This is a genomic window from Clostridium yunnanense, from assembly GCF_016595795.1.
In the GTDB taxonomy this organism is placed as follows: Bacteria; Bacillota; Clostridia; order Clostridiales; family Clostridiaceae; genus Clostridium_AR; species Clostridium_AR yunnanense.
The window spans coordinates 35,185-51,455 of the sequence record NZ_JAENHN010000002.1; the positions used below are offsets into that span (position 1 = coordinate 35,185).

General features: G+C 31.7%; 16 protein-coding genes. 2 read left to right on the forward strand and 14 right to left on the reverse strand.

Going from position 1 to position 16,271, the window contains the following annotated elements:
• The first annotated feature begins 17 nt into the window (after positions 1-17).
• Positions 18-1,247 (forward strand): aminopeptidase, encoded by a 1,230-nt coding sequence (locus JHL18_RS00190; protein WP_200265621.1) that lies wholly within the window; start codon positions 18-20, stop codon positions 1,245-1,247.
• A gap of 156 nt (positions 1,248-1,403) precedes the next feature.
• Here JHL18_RS00190 and JHL18_RS00195 read toward each other — a convergent pair whose 3' ends face one another.
• The gene (locus JHL18_RS00195; protein WP_200265622.1) at positions 1,404-2,852 is read right to left on the reverse strand and encodes a glycosyltransferase 87 family protein; all 1,449 of its coding nucleotides are present in this window, start codon (positions 2,850-2,852) and stop codon (positions 1,404-1,406) included.
• A gap of 160 nt (positions 2,853-3,012) precedes the next feature.
• Positions 3,013-3,777 (reverse strand): DUF2087 domain-containing protein, encoded by a 765-nt coding sequence (locus tag JHL18_RS00200; protein WP_200265623.1) that lies wholly within the window; start codon positions 3,775-3,777, stop codon positions 3,013-3,015.
• 288 nt (positions 3,778-4,065) lie between these two features.
• On the opposite strand from JHL18_RS00200, the gene gloA2 reads away from it, so the two are divergent.
• Positions 4,066-4,452 (forward strand): SMU1112c/YaeR family gloxylase I-like metalloprotein, encoded by a 387-nt coding sequence (gene gloA2, locus JHL18_RS00205; protein WP_200265624.1) that lies wholly within the window; start codon positions 4,066-4,068, stop codon positions 4,450-4,452.
• A gap of 19 nt (positions 4,453-4,471) precedes the next feature.
• Here gloA2 and nagZ read toward each other — a convergent pair whose 3' ends face one another.
• The 12 genes from nagZ to JHL18_RS00260 all read right to left on the reverse strand — a co-directional run bounded on the left by nagZ (position 4,472) and on the right by JHL18_RS00260 (position 16,270).
• Positions 4,472-5,746, reverse strand: a complete 1,275-nt coding sequence (nagZ, locus tag JHL18_RS00210; protein ID WP_200265625.1) for a beta-N-acetylhexosaminidase — start codon at positions 5,744-5,746, stop codon at positions 4,472-4,474.
• Between the two features lie 14 nt (positions 5,747-5,760).
• On the reverse strand, positions 5,761-6,594 hold the full coding sequence (locus JHL18_RS00215) for a prephenate dehydrogenase (protein ID WP_200265626.1): 834 nt from the start codon (positions 6,592-6,594) through the stop codon (positions 5,761-5,763).
• 55 nt (positions 6,595-6,649) lie between these two features.
• A complete protein-coding gene (aroE, locus tag JHL18_RS00220) occupies positions 6,650-7,468 on the reverse strand; it encodes a shikimate dehydrogenase (RefSeq protein ID WP_200265627.1) in 819 nt (272 codons plus the stop codon).
• A gap of 19 nt (positions 7,469-7,487) precedes the next feature.
• Positions 7,488-8,642, reverse strand: a complete 1,155-nt coding sequence (locus JHL18_RS00225) for a chorismate mutase (RefSeq protein ID WP_200265628.1) — start codon at positions 8,640-8,642, stop codon at positions 7,488-7,490.
• Positions 8,642-9,724, reverse strand: coding sequence for a chorismate synthase (gene aroC / locus JHL18_RS00230; protein ID WP_200265629.1), 1,083 nt, complete (start codon positions 9,722-9,724; stop codon positions 8,642-8,644). Before aroC ends, JHL18_RS00225 begins: the two co-directional genes overlap by 1 nt.
• A complete protein-coding gene (gene aroA, locus JHL18_RS00235) occupies positions 9,705-10,982 on the reverse strand; it encodes a 3-phosphoshikimate 1-carboxyvinyltransferase (RefSeq protein WP_200265630.1) in 1,278 nt (425 codons plus the stop codon). Before aroA ends, aroC begins: the two co-directional genes overlap by 20 nt.
• Complete coding sequence (gene aroB, locus JHL18_RS00240; RefSeq protein WP_200265631.1) at positions 10,982-12,052, reverse strand: 3-dehydroquinate synthase; 1,071 nt, start codon at positions 12,050-12,052, stop codon at positions 10,982-10,984. The genes aroA and aroB overlap by 1 nt, the downstream gene beginning before the upstream one ends.
• A gap of 21 nt (positions 12,053-12,073) precedes the next feature.
• Positions 12,074-13,090, reverse strand: a complete 1,017-nt coding sequence (aroF, locus tag JHL18_RS00245) for a 3-deoxy-7-phosphoheptulonate synthase (RefSeq protein ID WP_200265632.1) — start codon at positions 13,088-13,090, stop codon at positions 12,074-12,076.
• 240 nt (positions 13,091-13,330) lie between these two features.
• Entirely contained in the window at positions 13,331-13,456 is a 126-nt protein-coding gene (locus JHL18_RS26140; RefSeq protein ID WP_274600913.1) for a hypothetical protein, read from the reverse strand.
• Between the two features lie 238 nt (positions 13,457-13,694).
• Complete coding sequence (trpA, locus tag JHL18_RS00250) at positions 13,695-14,456, reverse strand: tryptophan synthase subunit alpha (RefSeq protein ID WP_200265633.1); 762 nt, start codon at positions 14,454-14,456, stop codon at positions 13,695-13,697.
• Positions 14,449-15,639 carry a tryptophan synthase subunit beta gene (gene trpB / locus JHL18_RS00255; RefSeq protein ID WP_200265766.1) on the reverse strand — a complete coding sequence of 397 codons (1,191 nt, stop codon included), beginning with the start codon at positions 15,637-15,639 and terminating at the stop codon, positions 14,449-14,451. The genes trpA and trpB overlap by 8 nt, the downstream gene beginning before the upstream one ends.
• A gap of 10 nt (positions 15,640-15,649) precedes the next feature.
• Positions 15,650-16,270, reverse strand: coding sequence for a phosphoribosylanthranilate isomerase (locus JHL18_RS00260; protein ID WP_200265634.1), 621 nt, complete (start codon positions 16,268-16,270; stop codon positions 15,650-15,652).
• Position 16,271: the final 1 nt, after the last annotated feature.

The following is a 16,271-nucleotide window of genomic DNA, read 5'->3' on the forward strand; positions in this document are numbered from 1 at the left end:
ACAAGAGAGGTGTCAAAATGAAAGAAGATTTTTTAAGAAAATACGCTGAGCTCGCAGTAAAAACTGGTGTTAACATACAAAAGGGACAGCTTTTAGTTATTACTTCACCAATCGAGTGTGCTCCTTTTACTAGATTAGCTACAGAAGTTGCTTATGAAGCTGGTGCAAAGGACGTTATCGTTCAATGGAATGATGAAATCTGCACTAAGATTAAATATTTAAAGGCTCCTGAAGAAGTATTTGATACAATTCCTAAGTGGATGGTTGATTCTAGAGTTTCATCTGCAAAAGAAGGAGCTGCTTTTTTAAGTATATCCGCTGCAGATCCTGAACTTTTAAAAGATGTTGATCCTAAAAGAATTGCAAGGTCTCAAAAAACTTCTCAGTTAGCTTTAAAGGAATTTAGTGAAAGATTGATGAGCAATAAAAATTCTTGGGCTGTAGTTTCAATTCCAACTAAAGGATGGGCTACTAAAGTGTTTCCAAACAACACACCTGAAGAAGCTGTTGAGCTATTATGGAATGAAATCTTTAAAGTAGTTAGAGTTGATAGTGAAGATCCAGTGGCAGCTTGGGATACTCATAAAAATACCCTAAGTGAAAAAATGAATTTCCTTAACTCTAAAAATTTCAAATCTTTACATTATAAAAATGGAAAAGGAACTGATTTAACTATTGAGCTTCCAGAAGGTCATATATGGGCTGGTGGAGCTGATTATACTGCTGATGGTGTTGAATTTATAGCAAATATGCCTACTGAGGAAGTATTTACTCTTCCAAAGAAAACAGGAGTAAATGGAGTGGTATATAGTTCAAAACCTCTTAACTATGGCGGAAATTTAATTGATGAATTCTCTGTTACCTTCAAGGATGGAAGGATAATCGATTTCGCTGCTGAAAAAGGTTATGACACCTTAAAAAATATAGTTGAGACAGATGAAGGCTCTCACTATCTAGGTGAAGTTGCTCTTGTACCTTTTGATTCACCAATATCTAATTCAGGTATAATCTTTTTTAATACTTTATATGATGAAAATGCATCCTGCCATCTTGCAATTGGAGCTTCATATCCTATATGTATAAAGGATGGAGAAAACCTTAGTGAAGAAGAGCTAGAAAAAAAAGGTGCAAATCAATCCATAACTCATATCGACTTTATGGTTGGAACTGAAGACCTTGAAATAATAGGAACTACTAATAAAGGCGAAGAAATTCAAGTATTTAAGAATGGCAACTGGGCTTTTTAACTGATATTATAATAAAGTCTTTGCATAAATTTTATGAAATAATTGCGTAAGATAAGCTAAAGATAAAGTAGGTGTGTTTAAACTAATTGCTTGTTAGTTTTAACATCACCTACTTTATTGCATCTTCATGCTAATATTTATAAATTACATGTATATCTAATTATTTATTATTTTCTTTCTCATTAAAATATTATCAATAGAGATCTTAATCATAAATATAATTAATATAATATTTAAAACTGCTGTAAGCATACCAATTCTATCAAACAGTACCTTGCTAATATTTCCACCCAATACATCATATAAAACTGTATGGGTATTTATGTAGGAAGTAATACTAAATCCAATACTTAGTATAAAAAATCTTTTATCTTTCAAATATATAAAGCTAAAAATTGAAATTATTACCGCTGGGTATAAATATCTTTCATGCATACCTACTGAAAGCGTGAATACTCCTACTATCTGAATAAGAGCTGATAAAAATGAATACTTCTCCTTATTGCCCTTATAATAAATAAACCAAGAAAATAGAGTAGTTAAAACAATAAATATCATTCCAATTGAATGATACGATACCATAAATAAAATCTTCGAATGCTCTAAAAAGTTTCCTTTAAATAAAAAATATAGATTAAAAGCATTCATAGTTATATATGGATATTCAGTTATGGTTTTCTTGTAAAGCTCAAGGATCCAAAGCAAGTTTCTTCCTGCATTAAATGGAAATATAACAATGAAAGTAACTATTAATCCTGTTAGTATTGCTACACCAAAATTTTTAATTTTCTTTCTTCGTACAAGTTCAAAAAACATTACCGGTAAAAACACTATTCCTTGTGGTTTCATAAGTACTGATAAAGCAAACATTACTGAAGATAATTTTAATTTTTCTTGTACTATAAAATATATAGCTAACACTATTAAAATAGTGAACACTGAATCAACTTGCCCCCATAAACAGGAATTGATAATCGTAGCTGGGTTAAACAAATAAAAAAGCGCTATAAATGCACTTATTTCTATAGAACTATACTTTTTAGCAACTCTATAGACTAAGTATGATGCTCCTAGATCTGATATTATAGCCGGTAGCTTAATTACTAAGATATAATATTTACTTAAAAAACTTAAGCTATTTAACTTTCCTATTACGAATAGTACATACATATATAATGGAGGATAATCAGCAAATCCTTTGCTGACATAAAATTCAGTAAAATTCCTTGAAACTTTGGTGGACCAAGTAGTAAACCATCCAATATCAAAGGTGTGGCCATTAACTAAATTTGCAAGTATAACCCTTAAGATTAATGCTACAAAACCAGCAATTATAATTGCTCTTTTCTCACTAATAACAGTCAACTTAGCTTTGTTTTCAATAAAAAGATAATATCCCAAAACAGCAAAAATAAAAAAAATCACCGACAGAAAAGACACATATTCTAAATATGAAAGGTCGGTTCTTTTTATATAAACTTTATCTATTATTGTAAGATAAGAACTTTTCTTAATAAAAACATATATGAAGGTTGGTACAAATGCTAATAAACATATTTTAATCATTAAAATAAATTTTATTGAAACATTTTTTGTTTTCTTCATTATTTCACTCCCTTTGGTATATTATGTTTATTATCCCCTTCAATTTGCCAAATTATAACTCAATAGTAATATTATTTGAAAATAGAAAAAACCTCACCGAAGTTACCTTCTTCAGTGAAGTTATTTATATCAGCCTTCCAAGGCAAGCATAAGAAACCCATTACTCTTTAACCCAATAATACATGCAATCCTTTGTTCTATCAAGAAAACCATACTCGATAAGATATCTTCTAAGTGTTGCATAGTCGTCAAATATCCTCATTAGTACTCTATTAACTTCTTTCTCCGTATACTTATTACCTCTTGAAAAATTAGTTATTATCTCAGAAAGTATTGCTAGTTTTTTCTTCTCTTTAGAAGGAAAAACCTTTAAAGCACCATTTTCATCAAAATAATTTTTTCTTATATCATTTCTCTCTTGTTCACTTATATTATATCGTTCATCTAAAGTAGTTGCTGAAAGATGTGCATTGACAAGTTTAGAACCATCCATTTCTTCATCCTCCTTTGAATTATTCTTCATAAGACCCAAAATCGCAAGAAGGGATTTTGCTTGAAGTTCTTTTTCTTTTAATTTAAATCTATAACTTCTAACTGTAGATAAAGATACCCCCATATTCGCTCCGATTTCCTTATCACTTAACCCCTGATAAGTAAGCTTTATAAAATCTTTCACAGTCTCACTTAGGCCTGTTATCTTCTTGTTTCTTTCTATAAGAAAATCAAACATATCACCATGAGCTTCTTCAATATGCTTCTCACAGCATTTTTCTGCATCATAAAACTCTTCATTAATCTTATAGATTCTTCCTTGTTCAAAGATAGATCCACAAATCAAGCATTTAAAGTGCTTTTTTCTATGGTCGTAAAAATATCCTTTCTCTATTTCTTCTAGTTCATAATCAAACAAGTAATCCTTTTCCATATTATCACCTCAATAACATTATATGCATGTTGTTATATTTTATCAACACTTTTTAATAAAATTTATATATAAATAAACAATATATTTATATATTTACACTTATTCTTTTAATAGCAATTACCTATTTTAGTCCATATTAATAATTACTCCCCCTTTTAAATCATTAATATTTATTTTTATATTTGCTTAGATTTGTTATATAATATATTGAAGTAAAAAATGAGCTCTGCTTAATTTCAACAATATATTTAAGCATAAAAAAACATTATTAAAGGAGACCTAAATATTATGAAAATCAATGCTGTTCATCATATAGCAATAATCTGCTCAAACTATGAAAGATCTAAAGATTTTTATGTTAATAAGCTTGGATTTACTATAGAAAGAGAAGTATATAGAAAAGAAAGAGATTCCTATAAACTAGATCTCAATGTCAATGGAATATATCAAATTGAGCTTTTTTCATTTCCTAATTGTCCACCAAGACCAAGCTACCCAGAAGCAAGAGGTTTAAGACATCTATCTTTTGAGGTAGATAATATAGAAGAAGCAGTTCTCGAATTAAACGAGAAAGGTATAGTTACTGAGCCTATAAGAATTGATGAATTTACTAACAAACGTTTTACTTTCTTTGAAGATCCAGACAATCTTCCTTTAGAAATATATGAAAAATAGCCTTTGAATTTCTCAAAGGCTATTTTATCGTTCCTGAAATAGAGGTAATATTATTGTTTATATCTTGTATGTTATACTCTTGCTTCTCCTCACCAAGCTTATACTTATCCTTTAGCTTTAATATCCTATATACCTTTTCATCAATTTGCTGTTCTGTTATTTCTTTATTATTAACTGCTGTCTTTATAGATTCAATAACAGTTTTTTCTTTATTGTAATCATGGCATACAAGAACTATATCACTTCCGGCTTTTAGAGAGGTTACCGCAGCTCTATTTATATCATAGTTTAAGGTTATTGCTCCCATGGTCATGTCATCAGTTATTATAACTCCATTAAATCCAAGTTCTTTTCTAAGTATATCTGATATCACTACTCTTGAAAGTGATGATGGATATGTTTTGTCAATGCTTGGTAACAATATATGTGCTACCATAACCATGTCAGCTCCATTATCTATTGCTTTTTCAAAAGGTATAAGTTCAAAGCTTCTCAATCTATTGATATCAGTATTTACTGTTGGAAGCCCTTTATGAGAATCCACTGAAGTATCTCCATGACCTGGAAAGTGTTTAACTGCCGATATTATGTTCTTAGATTGGATTCCTTTCATTGTAGCCACTCCGAGTTTTGATACTAACTCCGAATTACTGCCAAAAGACCTATCACCTATAATTGGATTGTTAGGGTTACTATTTATATCTAATACCGGTGCAAAATCTAGATTAAATCCTACCGAACTAACTTCTTCTCCTAAGATTTCACCAATCTTTCTTGAGATTCCCTCATCATTTTTCTTTCCAATAGTTCCACTACTAGGGAGCTTTTTATATTCAGCAGGCATTCTTGAAACCCTTCCACCTTCTTCATCCACTGCTAAGAATAGAGGAATACCTGCTCCATTTGTATTTTTTAATGTTTTAACTAAAGTCAAAGCTTGATTTTTACTACTTATATTTTCTTTAAAAAAGATTACTCCACCCACATGGTATTTCTGTATAAGTTCCTTTGTGTTTTCATTTACTTCAGTACCTTCCACACCTACGATTGTAAGTTGGCCTATTTTTTCATCCAAAGTTAAAGTTTTTAGCTTTTCTTTAATAGGATCTTTCTCCTCAATAGGAGGAGTATTGACATTAGAACCATTTTCATTCGATCCATTGTTCTGATCAGCTTGATTGTTCCTTGAGAAAAATTTATCTAAATATAAATTTCCTCCGCCAATATAAAAACCACCTACAAATGCAAATATTATAAAAAGTACAGCTATAAAGGTTATTAGGAACTTACGCATACTACACCACCATTCTAAAGTTTTTCTCTTCTCCTTGAAGATTCTTTAAAGATTTCTATAAGCTTCTCTTTATCATTATTAACTAAAGATTTTTTTATATCCTCAAGTTTTCCCTGAAAAACTTCAATGGTGCTTATTAAATTTTCTCTATTTGATAAAAAAAGTTCACTCCATAATTCTTCGTTTATATTAGCAATCCTAGTAAGATCTCTGTAACTATCACCAATAAGTTCACCAGTTGGATATTTATCATCATCACTGTTTACTAATGCTACTGCCATAGCATGTGGAAGCTGAGAAGTATATGCAACTATTTTATCATGCTCATAAGGATTTACTTTTTTTACGTTAGAAAATCCTATAGAATAAACTAAGTCTTCAACAATCTTAAGATTCTCAGCTTTATTATTATGATGAGGTGTTAATATATAGTTAGCCCCTTTAAACACCTCTGCTGATGCAAAGTCAATTCCTTTTTTCTCTCTTCCTGCCATGGGATGACCAAATACAAAATCTACGTTTTCTCCGACAGAATCTAGTATATCATCTACCATTATTCCTTTGACACCAGTAGCATCAGTAATGATTGCTCCCTTTTTAAAATACTGCTTATTGCTTTCGATAAATTTAAGTACAGACATTGGATATATACATAAAATCACTAAATCAGATATTTCTAAAGGTTCTTTTCCATCTAAATATCCTTTTTTTATTATCCCAAGACTTTCAGCCTTATTTAATGTAGATATATCATTATCTATACCATAGACTTCATGTTCCTCAAATGCCTTTAAAGCCTTAGCAAAGGAACCGCCTATAACACCTAGCCCCACTATAGTTATATTCATTTTCATCCCCCGATGTTCGAATTTTACTAAATAAACATTTGTCTTTTTAAAATATTTAAATACGACCTAACTTCTCACTTAACTCTTTATAAAGCTCATCACCGATTTCATAGGATAACTTTTTATCAAGCCATATCTCTTCTGCTTTAATCCCTTGAGCTATAAGCATGTAGAGTCCGTCAACAGTTTTCTTTCCTAAGCCACGAGCTCTTTTTAACAATTCTGTTTCTAAAGGATTATATACTATATCTACAACCGTATGACACTTTTCAATTACCTCATCCTTTATAGGTGAATGTCCGACCTTTGGGAACATACCAACTGGAGTGGTATTGATTATGATATCAATATCATTTCTCTCCTCAAGCTCAGAATAACTTATACAATTATTGTTAGGATATTTTTCAGCAGCTAAAACATTATCTCTTGAAACCAAATATATATTTGCTGCTTTTTGATCTTTTATATATTGAACCACTGCCTTAGAAGCTCCACCTGTTCCAAGTACTGCAACAACTTTGTTCTTCACATCCACGCCATTTCTTAGCAGCAATTCTCCAAAGCCAAAATAATCGGTGTTATATCCTACTGTCCTACCTTCTTCTATCTTTATGGTATTAATGGCCCCTATATTCCTAGCTTCTTCCGAAATATGATCTAATTGCTTTATAAGTATCTCTTTGTATGGTATTGTTACGTTAACACCGTTTATGCCTAAAACCCTTAAAGCTTCTACAGTCATACTTATATTTTGCTGCTTTATCTCATATAAGGAGTAACTAGCATTTAAATTAAGTTTTTCAAACACTTTTTTATGAATCTCTGGAGAAAGACTATGTGCTAGTTTTTCTCCAATTAAACCATATGCATTCATTTCCCCACACCATAGACCATTAATTGCAGATGTCTAATTCCCTTCTATATACTCCTAAAAGTTTAAAATACGAACTACTTTTTTCAAAGGTTTCTAATAAATCTTTTACTACTATATCTTTTATATTTCCTTCGAAATCTATATAAAAGAAGTACTTCCAAGGTTCCTTTGCTATAGGTCTAGATTCTATCTTAATCATATTAAGATTATTTACTGAGAACCATTTTAGTGCATTAAAAAGTGCTCCTGCTTTATTTTCCACTGCAAAAACCACTGATATTTTATTGTTTGAAGCATTGTTTATTATGTTCTTTCCAACAATAATAAATCTTGTAAAGTTATCTGCTTCATTACTTATTTCTTCTTTAATTATAGAAAGCTTAAAGATATCTGCTGCTCTTTTTGATGCTATTGCTCCCTTTTCTTTTATACCTTCTTTACTTACATGCTCTGCACTTATTGCCGTATTAAAATAAGGTATAGACTTTACATCCTTAAGATTATTTAGGTACACACTACATTGCTCAAACCCCTGAGGGTGTGAATATATCTCTCTTAGATCTTCTTCTTTTGCACCTTGTATTCCTAAAAGATGGTGTTCTATCTTTATACACTTTTCAGCAACAATAAAAAATCCATATTTTCTTAAAAGATCATATACTTCCTTAACTGCTCCAGTGGATGAATTTTCAATTGGAAGTACTCCAAAATCAATCTCATCCTTATCCAAAGCTTTAAATACATCTTCAAATCTTTCGTAATTTGATGTGTTATGGTTATTTCCAAAGAAACTTAGAAGAGCTTCTTCTGAGTAAGATCCATTTACCCCTTGATACCCCAGTCTTAAATCTTTTTCTTTATAAAAAAGTTTCTCTTCATTATTATAATCACTATTTTCCTCATACTTAGAAAGTTCAACTGACTGATATTTTTTACTTATATCCATCATAGATAATATAAACTCTCTTGCAAAAGGCTTTAAAGAATCATCCCCAATACGAGAAACATTCTTCTCGATTACTTGCTCTTCTCTATTTCCATTATATATAGGAAGCTTATTCTCTTTCTTATATCTTGCTACCTTAGTTACAACTTCCATACGTTCTTGAAATAGTTCTATTATCTTCTTATCTATATCATCTATGGATTTTCTATACTGTTCAATATCACTCATTAAAATTCTCCTTCCATAAGGTCAAGTATCGCTAATGCTGCTATAGCTTCGATAACCACTACAGCTCTAGGAACTATACATGGATCATGTCTTCCTTCAATCTGCAACTTAGTATCTTTTTTATTTTCAATATCTACTGTAGCTTGGTATTTTATTATAGAAGCAGTTGGCTTTATTGCAACATTAAATAATATAGGCATTCCGTTAGTTAGCCCACCTAAAATCCCACCATTATTATTAGTCTTTGTAGCAATTTTTTCTCCTTCATAATAATACGAATCATTCGCTTCAGAGCCTTTGAGTTTTGTAAGATCAAAACCTTTTCCAAATTCAATTCCTTTCACAGCAGGTACTGAAAAGGCAAGATGAGCAATGGTGCTTTCAACTGAATCGAAGAATGGATCTCCAACTCCTGCATTTACCCCTGTTATAGCACATTGTACTATCCCACCAACGGAATCTCCGTCCATTTTCGCTGATAGAATCTTATGCTCCATTAGTGCTTTTTTATTATCATCTATTATAGGAAGCTCTTTTTCTTTAATGGACTCTAAAGTACTGTTATCAATATTTAAAGGATTAAACTCTGTATCCTCTATATCCGCAATTGACTTTATATGAGCTCCTATATTTATACCTTTTTCTTTTAAAATGGATTTTGCTATAGCTCCTGCAAATACCAAAGGTGCAGTTATTCTACCAGAGAAGTGTCCCCCTCCTCTATAGTCATTGAAGCCTTTGTATTTTATTGAGGCTGGATAATCAGAATGGCTTGGTCTCATTACACTTTTTAGTTTGCTATAGTCTTTAGATCTGGTGTCATTATTTCTTATTATTCCACATAGAGGTGCTCCAGTGGTTTTTCCGTTGAATATACCACTTAGTATTTCAACCTTATCTTCTTCTTTCCTTGCTGTAGTTAAATTGCTATTACCTGGAGCTCTTCTTTTCATATCTTTATAAATTTCTTCTTCGTTTATATCTTTTCCTACAGGAAGTCCACTGATATTAATACCAATAGCCCCTCCATGAGATTCTCCAAATATGGATATCTTTATATTGTTACCCCATACTCCACTCATCTATTTCGCCCCCTAAAGCTTTATAATCCTTCCAAAAACCTGGGTATGACTTTCTTACGCATTCTGGATCCTCAATTATGACTGGCTTTTCACATCTAGTTGCAGCTATTGCTAAACTCATAGCTATTCTATGATCTTTAAAGGAGCTAACTTCTCCTCCAGTAAGATTTTCTACACCTTGAACAATTATATAATCAGTACCTTCCTCTACTTTAGCTCCTAATTTATTTAATTCAGAAGCTATGGCACTTAATCTATCACATTCTTTTATTCTTAATCTACCTGCATTAATTATCTTGGTAGTTCCTTTAGCTAAGGCTGCAGCTACAGTTATTACAGGAATTATATCTGGGCATTGTGCTGCATCTACTGTTGTTCCAACTAAGTTTTCAACTGACAAAGAAACCTTTTTATCTGAAGTACTTATATTTGCTCCCATTCTGGTAAGTATGTCTAATACTTCTTTATCTCCTTGAAGACTTTCGAGATTTAGTTTAGAGAGTTCTACTGAATTTCCTAAGGCACTAGCAACAAGATAAAAGGCTGCTTGAGAGAAATCACCTTCAACTTCATAATTTGTAGCTTTATAAGATTGATTTCCTTCTATAATAAATTCTTTATAATCATTATTTGTAATTTCTATACCGAATCTTTTCATCATCTCTAATGTTAAATCAATATATCCCTTTGATTCTAATTTCGTTGTAATAATAATCCTTGAATTTCCCTTTAGAAGAGGAAGTGTGAATATTAATCCACTAATAAATTGAGAACTTATGTCTCCTTTAATATAGAAATCACCAGCTTCCAGCTTTCCTTTTACAGATAAGCAAAGTTCTCCTTCTTTATTGCTCCACTTTATTCCTTGCTCATCAAATATTTCATAATAAGGTTTAAGTGGCCTTTTTCCAAGATTACCTTTACCTACAAAAATTATATTATTTTCTTTTACAAGGAATATAGGTACAACAAATCTTAAAGTAGAACCTGATTCATTACAGTCAATTATGTCACCTGTTTCAGCTTCAAGCTCTCCTCCTTTGACTTTAACCCAGTTGTCGCCTTTTTCAAACTTAGCCCCTAGCTTTTCCATAGCACTTAAAGTTGCTAATATATCATCCGAAAAATCAACATTTGTTATTAAGCTTTCTTCTTTGCACAAAGCTGCACATATTATAGCTCTATGTGCCATACTCTTAGATGGCGGAATGTTTATATTCCCACTTATTAGCTTGGGATTTATCAGTACCTTATTCATTATATTTCCTCCAAGTCTAAGTCTTCAAATATACTTAATGTTGTTTTATGAATCTTACTTTTACCAATCTCATCTAATAAAATTATATTTAAGTTTCCATTTAAATTTTTCTTATCTCGGTTTATTGTAGCTAGTAAGTCTCCGATCTTTAGGTTATCCACCTTCCATGGAATATTATATTTTATTAAGATGTCTTTTATCTGCTTTGAGGTACCTGCTCTTGTTAAGCCTTTATTTTCACCAAGCTTACATATAAAATACATACCTATAGCTACTGCTTCACCATGAGTATAAACTTCAAAATCAAAATACTTTTCTATAGCATGCCCTAAGGTATGACCGAAGTTTAAAAGCATGCGATCCCCTTTATCCTTCTCATCTCTTTCAACAAAATCTCTTTTTATATCAACACATCTATAAATTATCCCTTCTATGTGTTCTAAAAGCTCAGCTTTGTCTTTAAATGCTGAAAGCTCTAAAAATAATTTCTTATCTTCAATTGCTCCATATTTTATAACTTCAGCGAGACCATCATAGAAAAACTTATCTGACAAGGTATTTAGCACCGTAGGATCTATGAGCACTTGTAAGGGGTGATAAAAGCTTCCTACTAAGTTCTTTCCACTTTCCAAATCAACTGCCACTTTACCACCTACTGAAGAATCAACTTGCGCTAAAAGTGAGGTAGGAATTTGAATAAATTCAATTCCTCTAAGGTAATTGGAGGCTACAAAGCCTGCCAGATCTCCTATTACTCCTCCACCTAATGCAATTATAAGATCACTTCTTGTTATACTAAAATCAGAAAGCTTGTTATAAATTCCTAAAAGACTTGAAAATCCCTTTGTTTTTTCACCTGGTTCAAGTACTATAGTTTCTACTAAAAAGCTCTTTTTTTCTAAAGATTTTTCTAGTGATTCACCATAATGTTTAAACACATTTTCATCAGTTATAACTACAATCCTTCTACCTTTGAACACTTTACTAATCTGTTCTCCAGCCTTAGCTATAATACCTTTTTCAATTATTATTTCATATGAATTATTGGTTAAATTAACTGTTAAATTCATAGTGTTCTCCCTTAAAGCTTTCTATTTAATTTCTCTGCCTACTGCAGTAGCTATATTTCTTAGATCCTTTACTAAGTTTTCGAAAACCTCTGGCTTTATTGATTGTTGTCCATCACACAATGCATTTGCAGGATCATTGTGAACTTCTATTATTAAACCATCAGCACCTACTGCAACAGCAGCCTTTGATAGCGGTTCAACCATCCACCACATTCCTGCAGCATGACTTGGATCCACTATTACTGGAAGATGACTTAATTTCTTTATTGCTGGAATAGCACTTAAATCTAAAGTATTTCTTGTGTAAGTTTCAAAAGTTCTTATACCTCTTTCGCATAATATAACTTTTTCATTTCCTCCAGCCATTATATATTCAGCTGACATAAGAAGCTCTTCTATCGTAGCTGATAACCCTCTTTTTAATAATATTGGTTTATCTAACTTTCCAAGTTCTTTTAATAAGTCGAAGTTTTGCATATTTCTTGCTCCAACTTGTATTACATCTACGTCTCTTGCAAATCTATCAAGTTGGCTTGTTGACATTATTTCTGTTACTATTGGAAGTCCTGTGTTTTTTCTTGCAGCTTGTAATAAATCCAATCCATCCATTCCAAGTCCTTGGAAGCTGTATGGTGAAGTTCTTGGTTTGAAAGCACCGCCCCTTAGCATTTTCGCACCAGTTTCTTTAACATTCTTAGCTATTTCAGTTATTTGATCTTCACTCTCCACAGAACATGGTCCTGCGATTAGACATATATTTTTTCCACCTATTTCTGCATCCCCGATCTTTATTACTGTATCTTCTGGATGGAATAGTCTATTAGCTTTTTTGTAAGGTTCTTGTACATGCATAACTTTCTCCACATTTCTATTAGCTTCTATTTTTCTAGGATCAATTTTTGTAGTATCTCCTATCAGTCCTATGATGCTCTTTTCTGCTCCTTCTGATAAGTGAACATTAACCCCAAGTTTTTCAATTTCTCCTATTAACTTTTGTACCTCTTCTTTTGGTGTTTTGTGTTTTAAAATAATAATCATAATAATAGCCCCTTTCAAAATTAATTATATATAAAATTTCTAAGTTAAAAACTTAGAACTTTTTAACGTATTTTAAATTCATTTTATTCATGAATTACAAACTGTTAAATCTAATAAAATATCTAGTTATACATAAATTAAACAGCTTGTAATTTGCTGGAAAGTAAAAAAAATAAGACTCAACCTAATGAGCCTTATTTTTTACCGATTTATAATATTTCCAACATTGGATTTATTAAGCTAACTCATTAGAGAAACTTTTATTCGATTGCAGAACAAGTAACCAGCGTTATAAAAATAACCCCAGCTAAAAAAGTAAAAAAAGCTATTTACTTGTTCTAATCTTTCTCTAATTTTGCTATTCATAATTACCTCCATCGGAATTTTAATCTATCAATTTATAAAAGCATAATCCTTTATTTTCTATTTGTCAACCTCAGAAAACATTTCCACTCTATATTTTTAGAAAATTTTTAATATATTTTTATTATGCTATATTTTGTACTGTGTTAAAGTTAATGCATCACATTTCTTATACTTTAACTTCGACAACAGTATCAATCATAGTCTTTCATTTTATTCTTTAAAACTCTATATCTGTAAATTAACCTAAGGCCGCTATAATCTTTTCAATACTTTCGTAATCCTCTGCATTAACTAATTCCATAACCTTACTCCCAACTACAACTCCATCACAAAACTTAGAAATTTCTTTTGCTTGCTCAGGAGTAGATATACCAAAACCAGCTAGTACAGGAAGTTTTGATACTTCTTTTGCTTGCTTTAAAAATCTCATAGTATCCTCGTTAAAACTTTTACGAGCACCAGTTACCCCTGCTACTGTAACTGCATACAAAAATCCACTTCCTGCAAAAGAAAGCTTTTCTATTCTATCTTCACCACTAGTTATAGAACATAAAGGTATTAAGCTTATATTCTTACCCTCTATATGTGGAAGTACAAAATCAAATTCTTCTAAAGGTAGATCTGGAACTATAAGTCCATTAGCTTTTACTTTTTCCATATCTCTAAAGAACTCCTCAATCCCATAGTTTATTATTGGATTAAGATAAGTCATTAGGATTAATGGAACTAAAGTCTTTTCTCTAATCTCACTTATCATATTAAAAATTACTTTTAAGTTCACTCCATTTGCAATAGCCCTATTACCAGCTTCTTGTATCATATCCCCATCAGCTACTGCATCAGAAAAAGGAACACCTATCTCAATGGCAGTGGCACCTATCTCAGCTAACTTTAATATTGTTTTCTTAGTATAATCAATAGACTTATCTCCACACATTATATATGGCACAAAGGCTTTTTTATTTTCTTCTTTAGCCTTATATATCACTTCTTTAATCAACTAGGCTCACCCCCAAAATCTCACTTACTCTTTCTACATCTTTGTCTCCTCTACCCGACAAGCACAAAACAATAACTTTGTCCTTTCCATAATTTTTAGCGATCTTTACAGCATGAGCTATAGCATGAGCACTTTCCATAGCAGGAATTATGCCTTCTAACTTTGTTAGAAGTTTAAAACCTTCTAAAGCCTCATTGTCATCAATATACGAATATTTTGCTCTTTCAATATCCTTAAGATAGCAGTGTTCTGGACCAACTCCTGGATAGTCCAGCCCCGCAGATATTGAATAAGCTTCTTGTATTTGACCACTTCTATTTTGAAGAATATACATCATACTTCCGTGAAGCACTCCTACTTCACCTTTTGTTATAGTAGCCGCATGTCTTTCAGTTTCAACCCCTTCTCCAGCAGCCTCGACACCTATAAGTTCTACTGATTCATCTTTTATGAAAGGATAGAACATCCCCATAGCATTACTTCCCCCACCAACACATGCAACAACTGCATCTGGTAGTTTTCCTTCTATATCCATGACTTGCTTTTTGGTTTCATTTCCGATAACGCTTTGAAAATCTCTTACTATCAGTGGAAATGGGTGAGGACCAAGTACCGACCCCATTACGTAATGAGTATCAAACACATTGCTTACCCAGTACTTAAGAGCTTCATTTACTGCATCCTTTAAGGTCTTAGTACCACTTCTTGCTGGTATTACCTCTGCACCAAGCATTTTCATCCTAAAAACATTAAGTTTTTGTCTCTCAATATCTTCTTCTCCCATAAAAATCTTACATTCAAGTCCAAACAGTGCTGCTGCAGTAGCAGTAGCTACCCCATGCTGGCCTGCACCTGTCTCTGCAACAACCTTTTTCTTTCCCATCCTTTTCGCCAGTATCACTTGTCCTATAGTGTTATTAATCTTGTGAGCACCGGTATGATTTAAATCTTCTCTTTTCAAGTAAATTTTTGCTCCACCACAGTAATCTGTAAGATTTTTCGCAAAATATAGTGGTGTTTCTCTTCCTACATAATCTTTTAAATAGTACTCAACTTCTTTTTTGAATTCCTCATCATCTTTATATCTTAAATAAGCTTCTTCTAATTCAATTACTGAATTCATAAGAGTTTCAGATATAAATCTCCCGCCATACATTCCAAAATGTCCTCTTGTATCTGGCATATCATAATCTCTAATTTTCTTCAAAATCTCTCACCTTCCTTATAAACTTTTCAATCTTATCTAAATCTTTCACTCTATTTGTTTCAACTCCACTGCTAACATCCACCATAAATGGCATTACAGCTTTGATTCCTTCAACTACATTTGATGGATTTAATCCACCAGCTAATATAATTTTGTTTCTTACATCTTGGGGCACACTATTTATTAACTTCCAATCAAAAACCTTCCCTACCATATCTCCAGTAAAATCTTTTGGTGAATCTACTAGATACCCAAAGCAATCATATTGGTTCATACTATCAAAATCCTGTTCATTAGTTTTAAAAGCTTTTATATATGGAGATCTAATTTGTTTACAGTAGTCTATATCCTCTTCCCCATGTAACTGAACTATATCTAAGCTACAAAAATCTCTGATTTGTCTTACCTCATCTATGGTATTGTTCATAAAAACGCCTACCTTTAATATATTTTTAGGCAGTGAAGTTATTATGTTCTTTGCTTCTTCTATAGCTATCTTTCTAATGCTTTTACAAAAGACAAATCCTAAAGCATCTGCACCTAATTCACTACAAAAGCTTGCAGTTTTTAAGTCCCTTATTCCACATATTTTTATTAGTGTTGCCATA

Excerpts from the sequence above, each read along its gene's own strand:
- JHL18_RS00190 (WP_200265621.1), top strand. The coding sequence starts at position 18 with ATGAAAGAAGATTTTTTAAGAAAATACGCTGAGCTCGCAGTAAAAACT.
- JHL18_RS00195 (WP_200265622.1), bottom strand. The coding sequence starts at position 2,852 with ATGAAGAAAACAAAAAATGTTTCAATAAAATTTATTTTAATGATTAAA.
- JHL18_RS00200 (WP_200265623.1), bottom strand. The coding sequence starts at position 3,777 with ATGGAAAAGGATTACTTGTTTGATTATGAACTAGAAGAAATAGAGAAA.
- gloA2 (WP_200265624.1), top strand. The coding sequence starts at position 4,066 with ATGAAAATCAATGCTGTTCATCATATAGCAATAATCTGCTCAAACTAT.
- nagZ (WP_200265625.1), bottom strand. The coding sequence starts at position 5,746 with ATGCGTAAGTTCCTAATAACCTTTATAGCTGTACTTTTTATAATATTT.
- JHL18_RS00215 (WP_200265626.1), bottom strand. The coding sequence starts at position 6,594 with ATGAATATAACTATAGTGGGGCTAGGTGTTATAGGCGGTTCCTTTGCT.
- aroE (WP_200265627.1), bottom strand. The coding sequence starts at position 7,468 with ATGAATGCATATGGTTTAATTGGAGAAAAACTAGCACATAGTCTTTCT.
- JHL18_RS00225 (WP_200265628.1), bottom strand. The coding sequence starts at position 8,642 with ATGAGTGATATTGAACAGTATAGAAAATCCATAGATGATATAGATAAG.
- aroC (WP_200265629.1), bottom strand. The coding sequence starts at position 9,724 with ATGAGTGGAGTATGGGGTAACAATATAAAGATATCCATATTTGGAGAA.
- aroA (WP_200265630.1), bottom strand. The coding sequence starts at position 10,982 with ATGAATAAGGTACTGATAAATCCCAAGCTAATAAGTGGGAATATAAAC.
- aroB (WP_200265631.1), bottom strand. The coding sequence starts at position 12,052 with ATGAATTTAACAGTTAATTTAACCAATAATTCATATGAAATAATAATT.
- aroF (WP_200265632.1), bottom strand. The coding sequence starts at position 13,090 with ATGATTATTATTTTAAAACACAAAACACCAAAAGAAGAGGTACAAAAG.
- JHL18_RS26140 (WP_274600913.1), bottom strand. The coding sequence starts at position 13,456 with ATGAATAGCAAAATTAGAGAAAGATTAGAACAAGTAAATAGCTTTTTT.
- trpB (WP_200265766.1), bottom strand. The coding sequence starts at position 15,639 with ATGCCAGATACAAGAGGACATTTTGGAATGTATGGCGGGAGATTTATA.
- JHL18_RS00260 (WP_200265634.1), bottom strand. The coding sequence starts at position 16,270 with ATGGCAACACTAATAAAAATATGTGGAATAAGGGACTTAAAAACTGCA.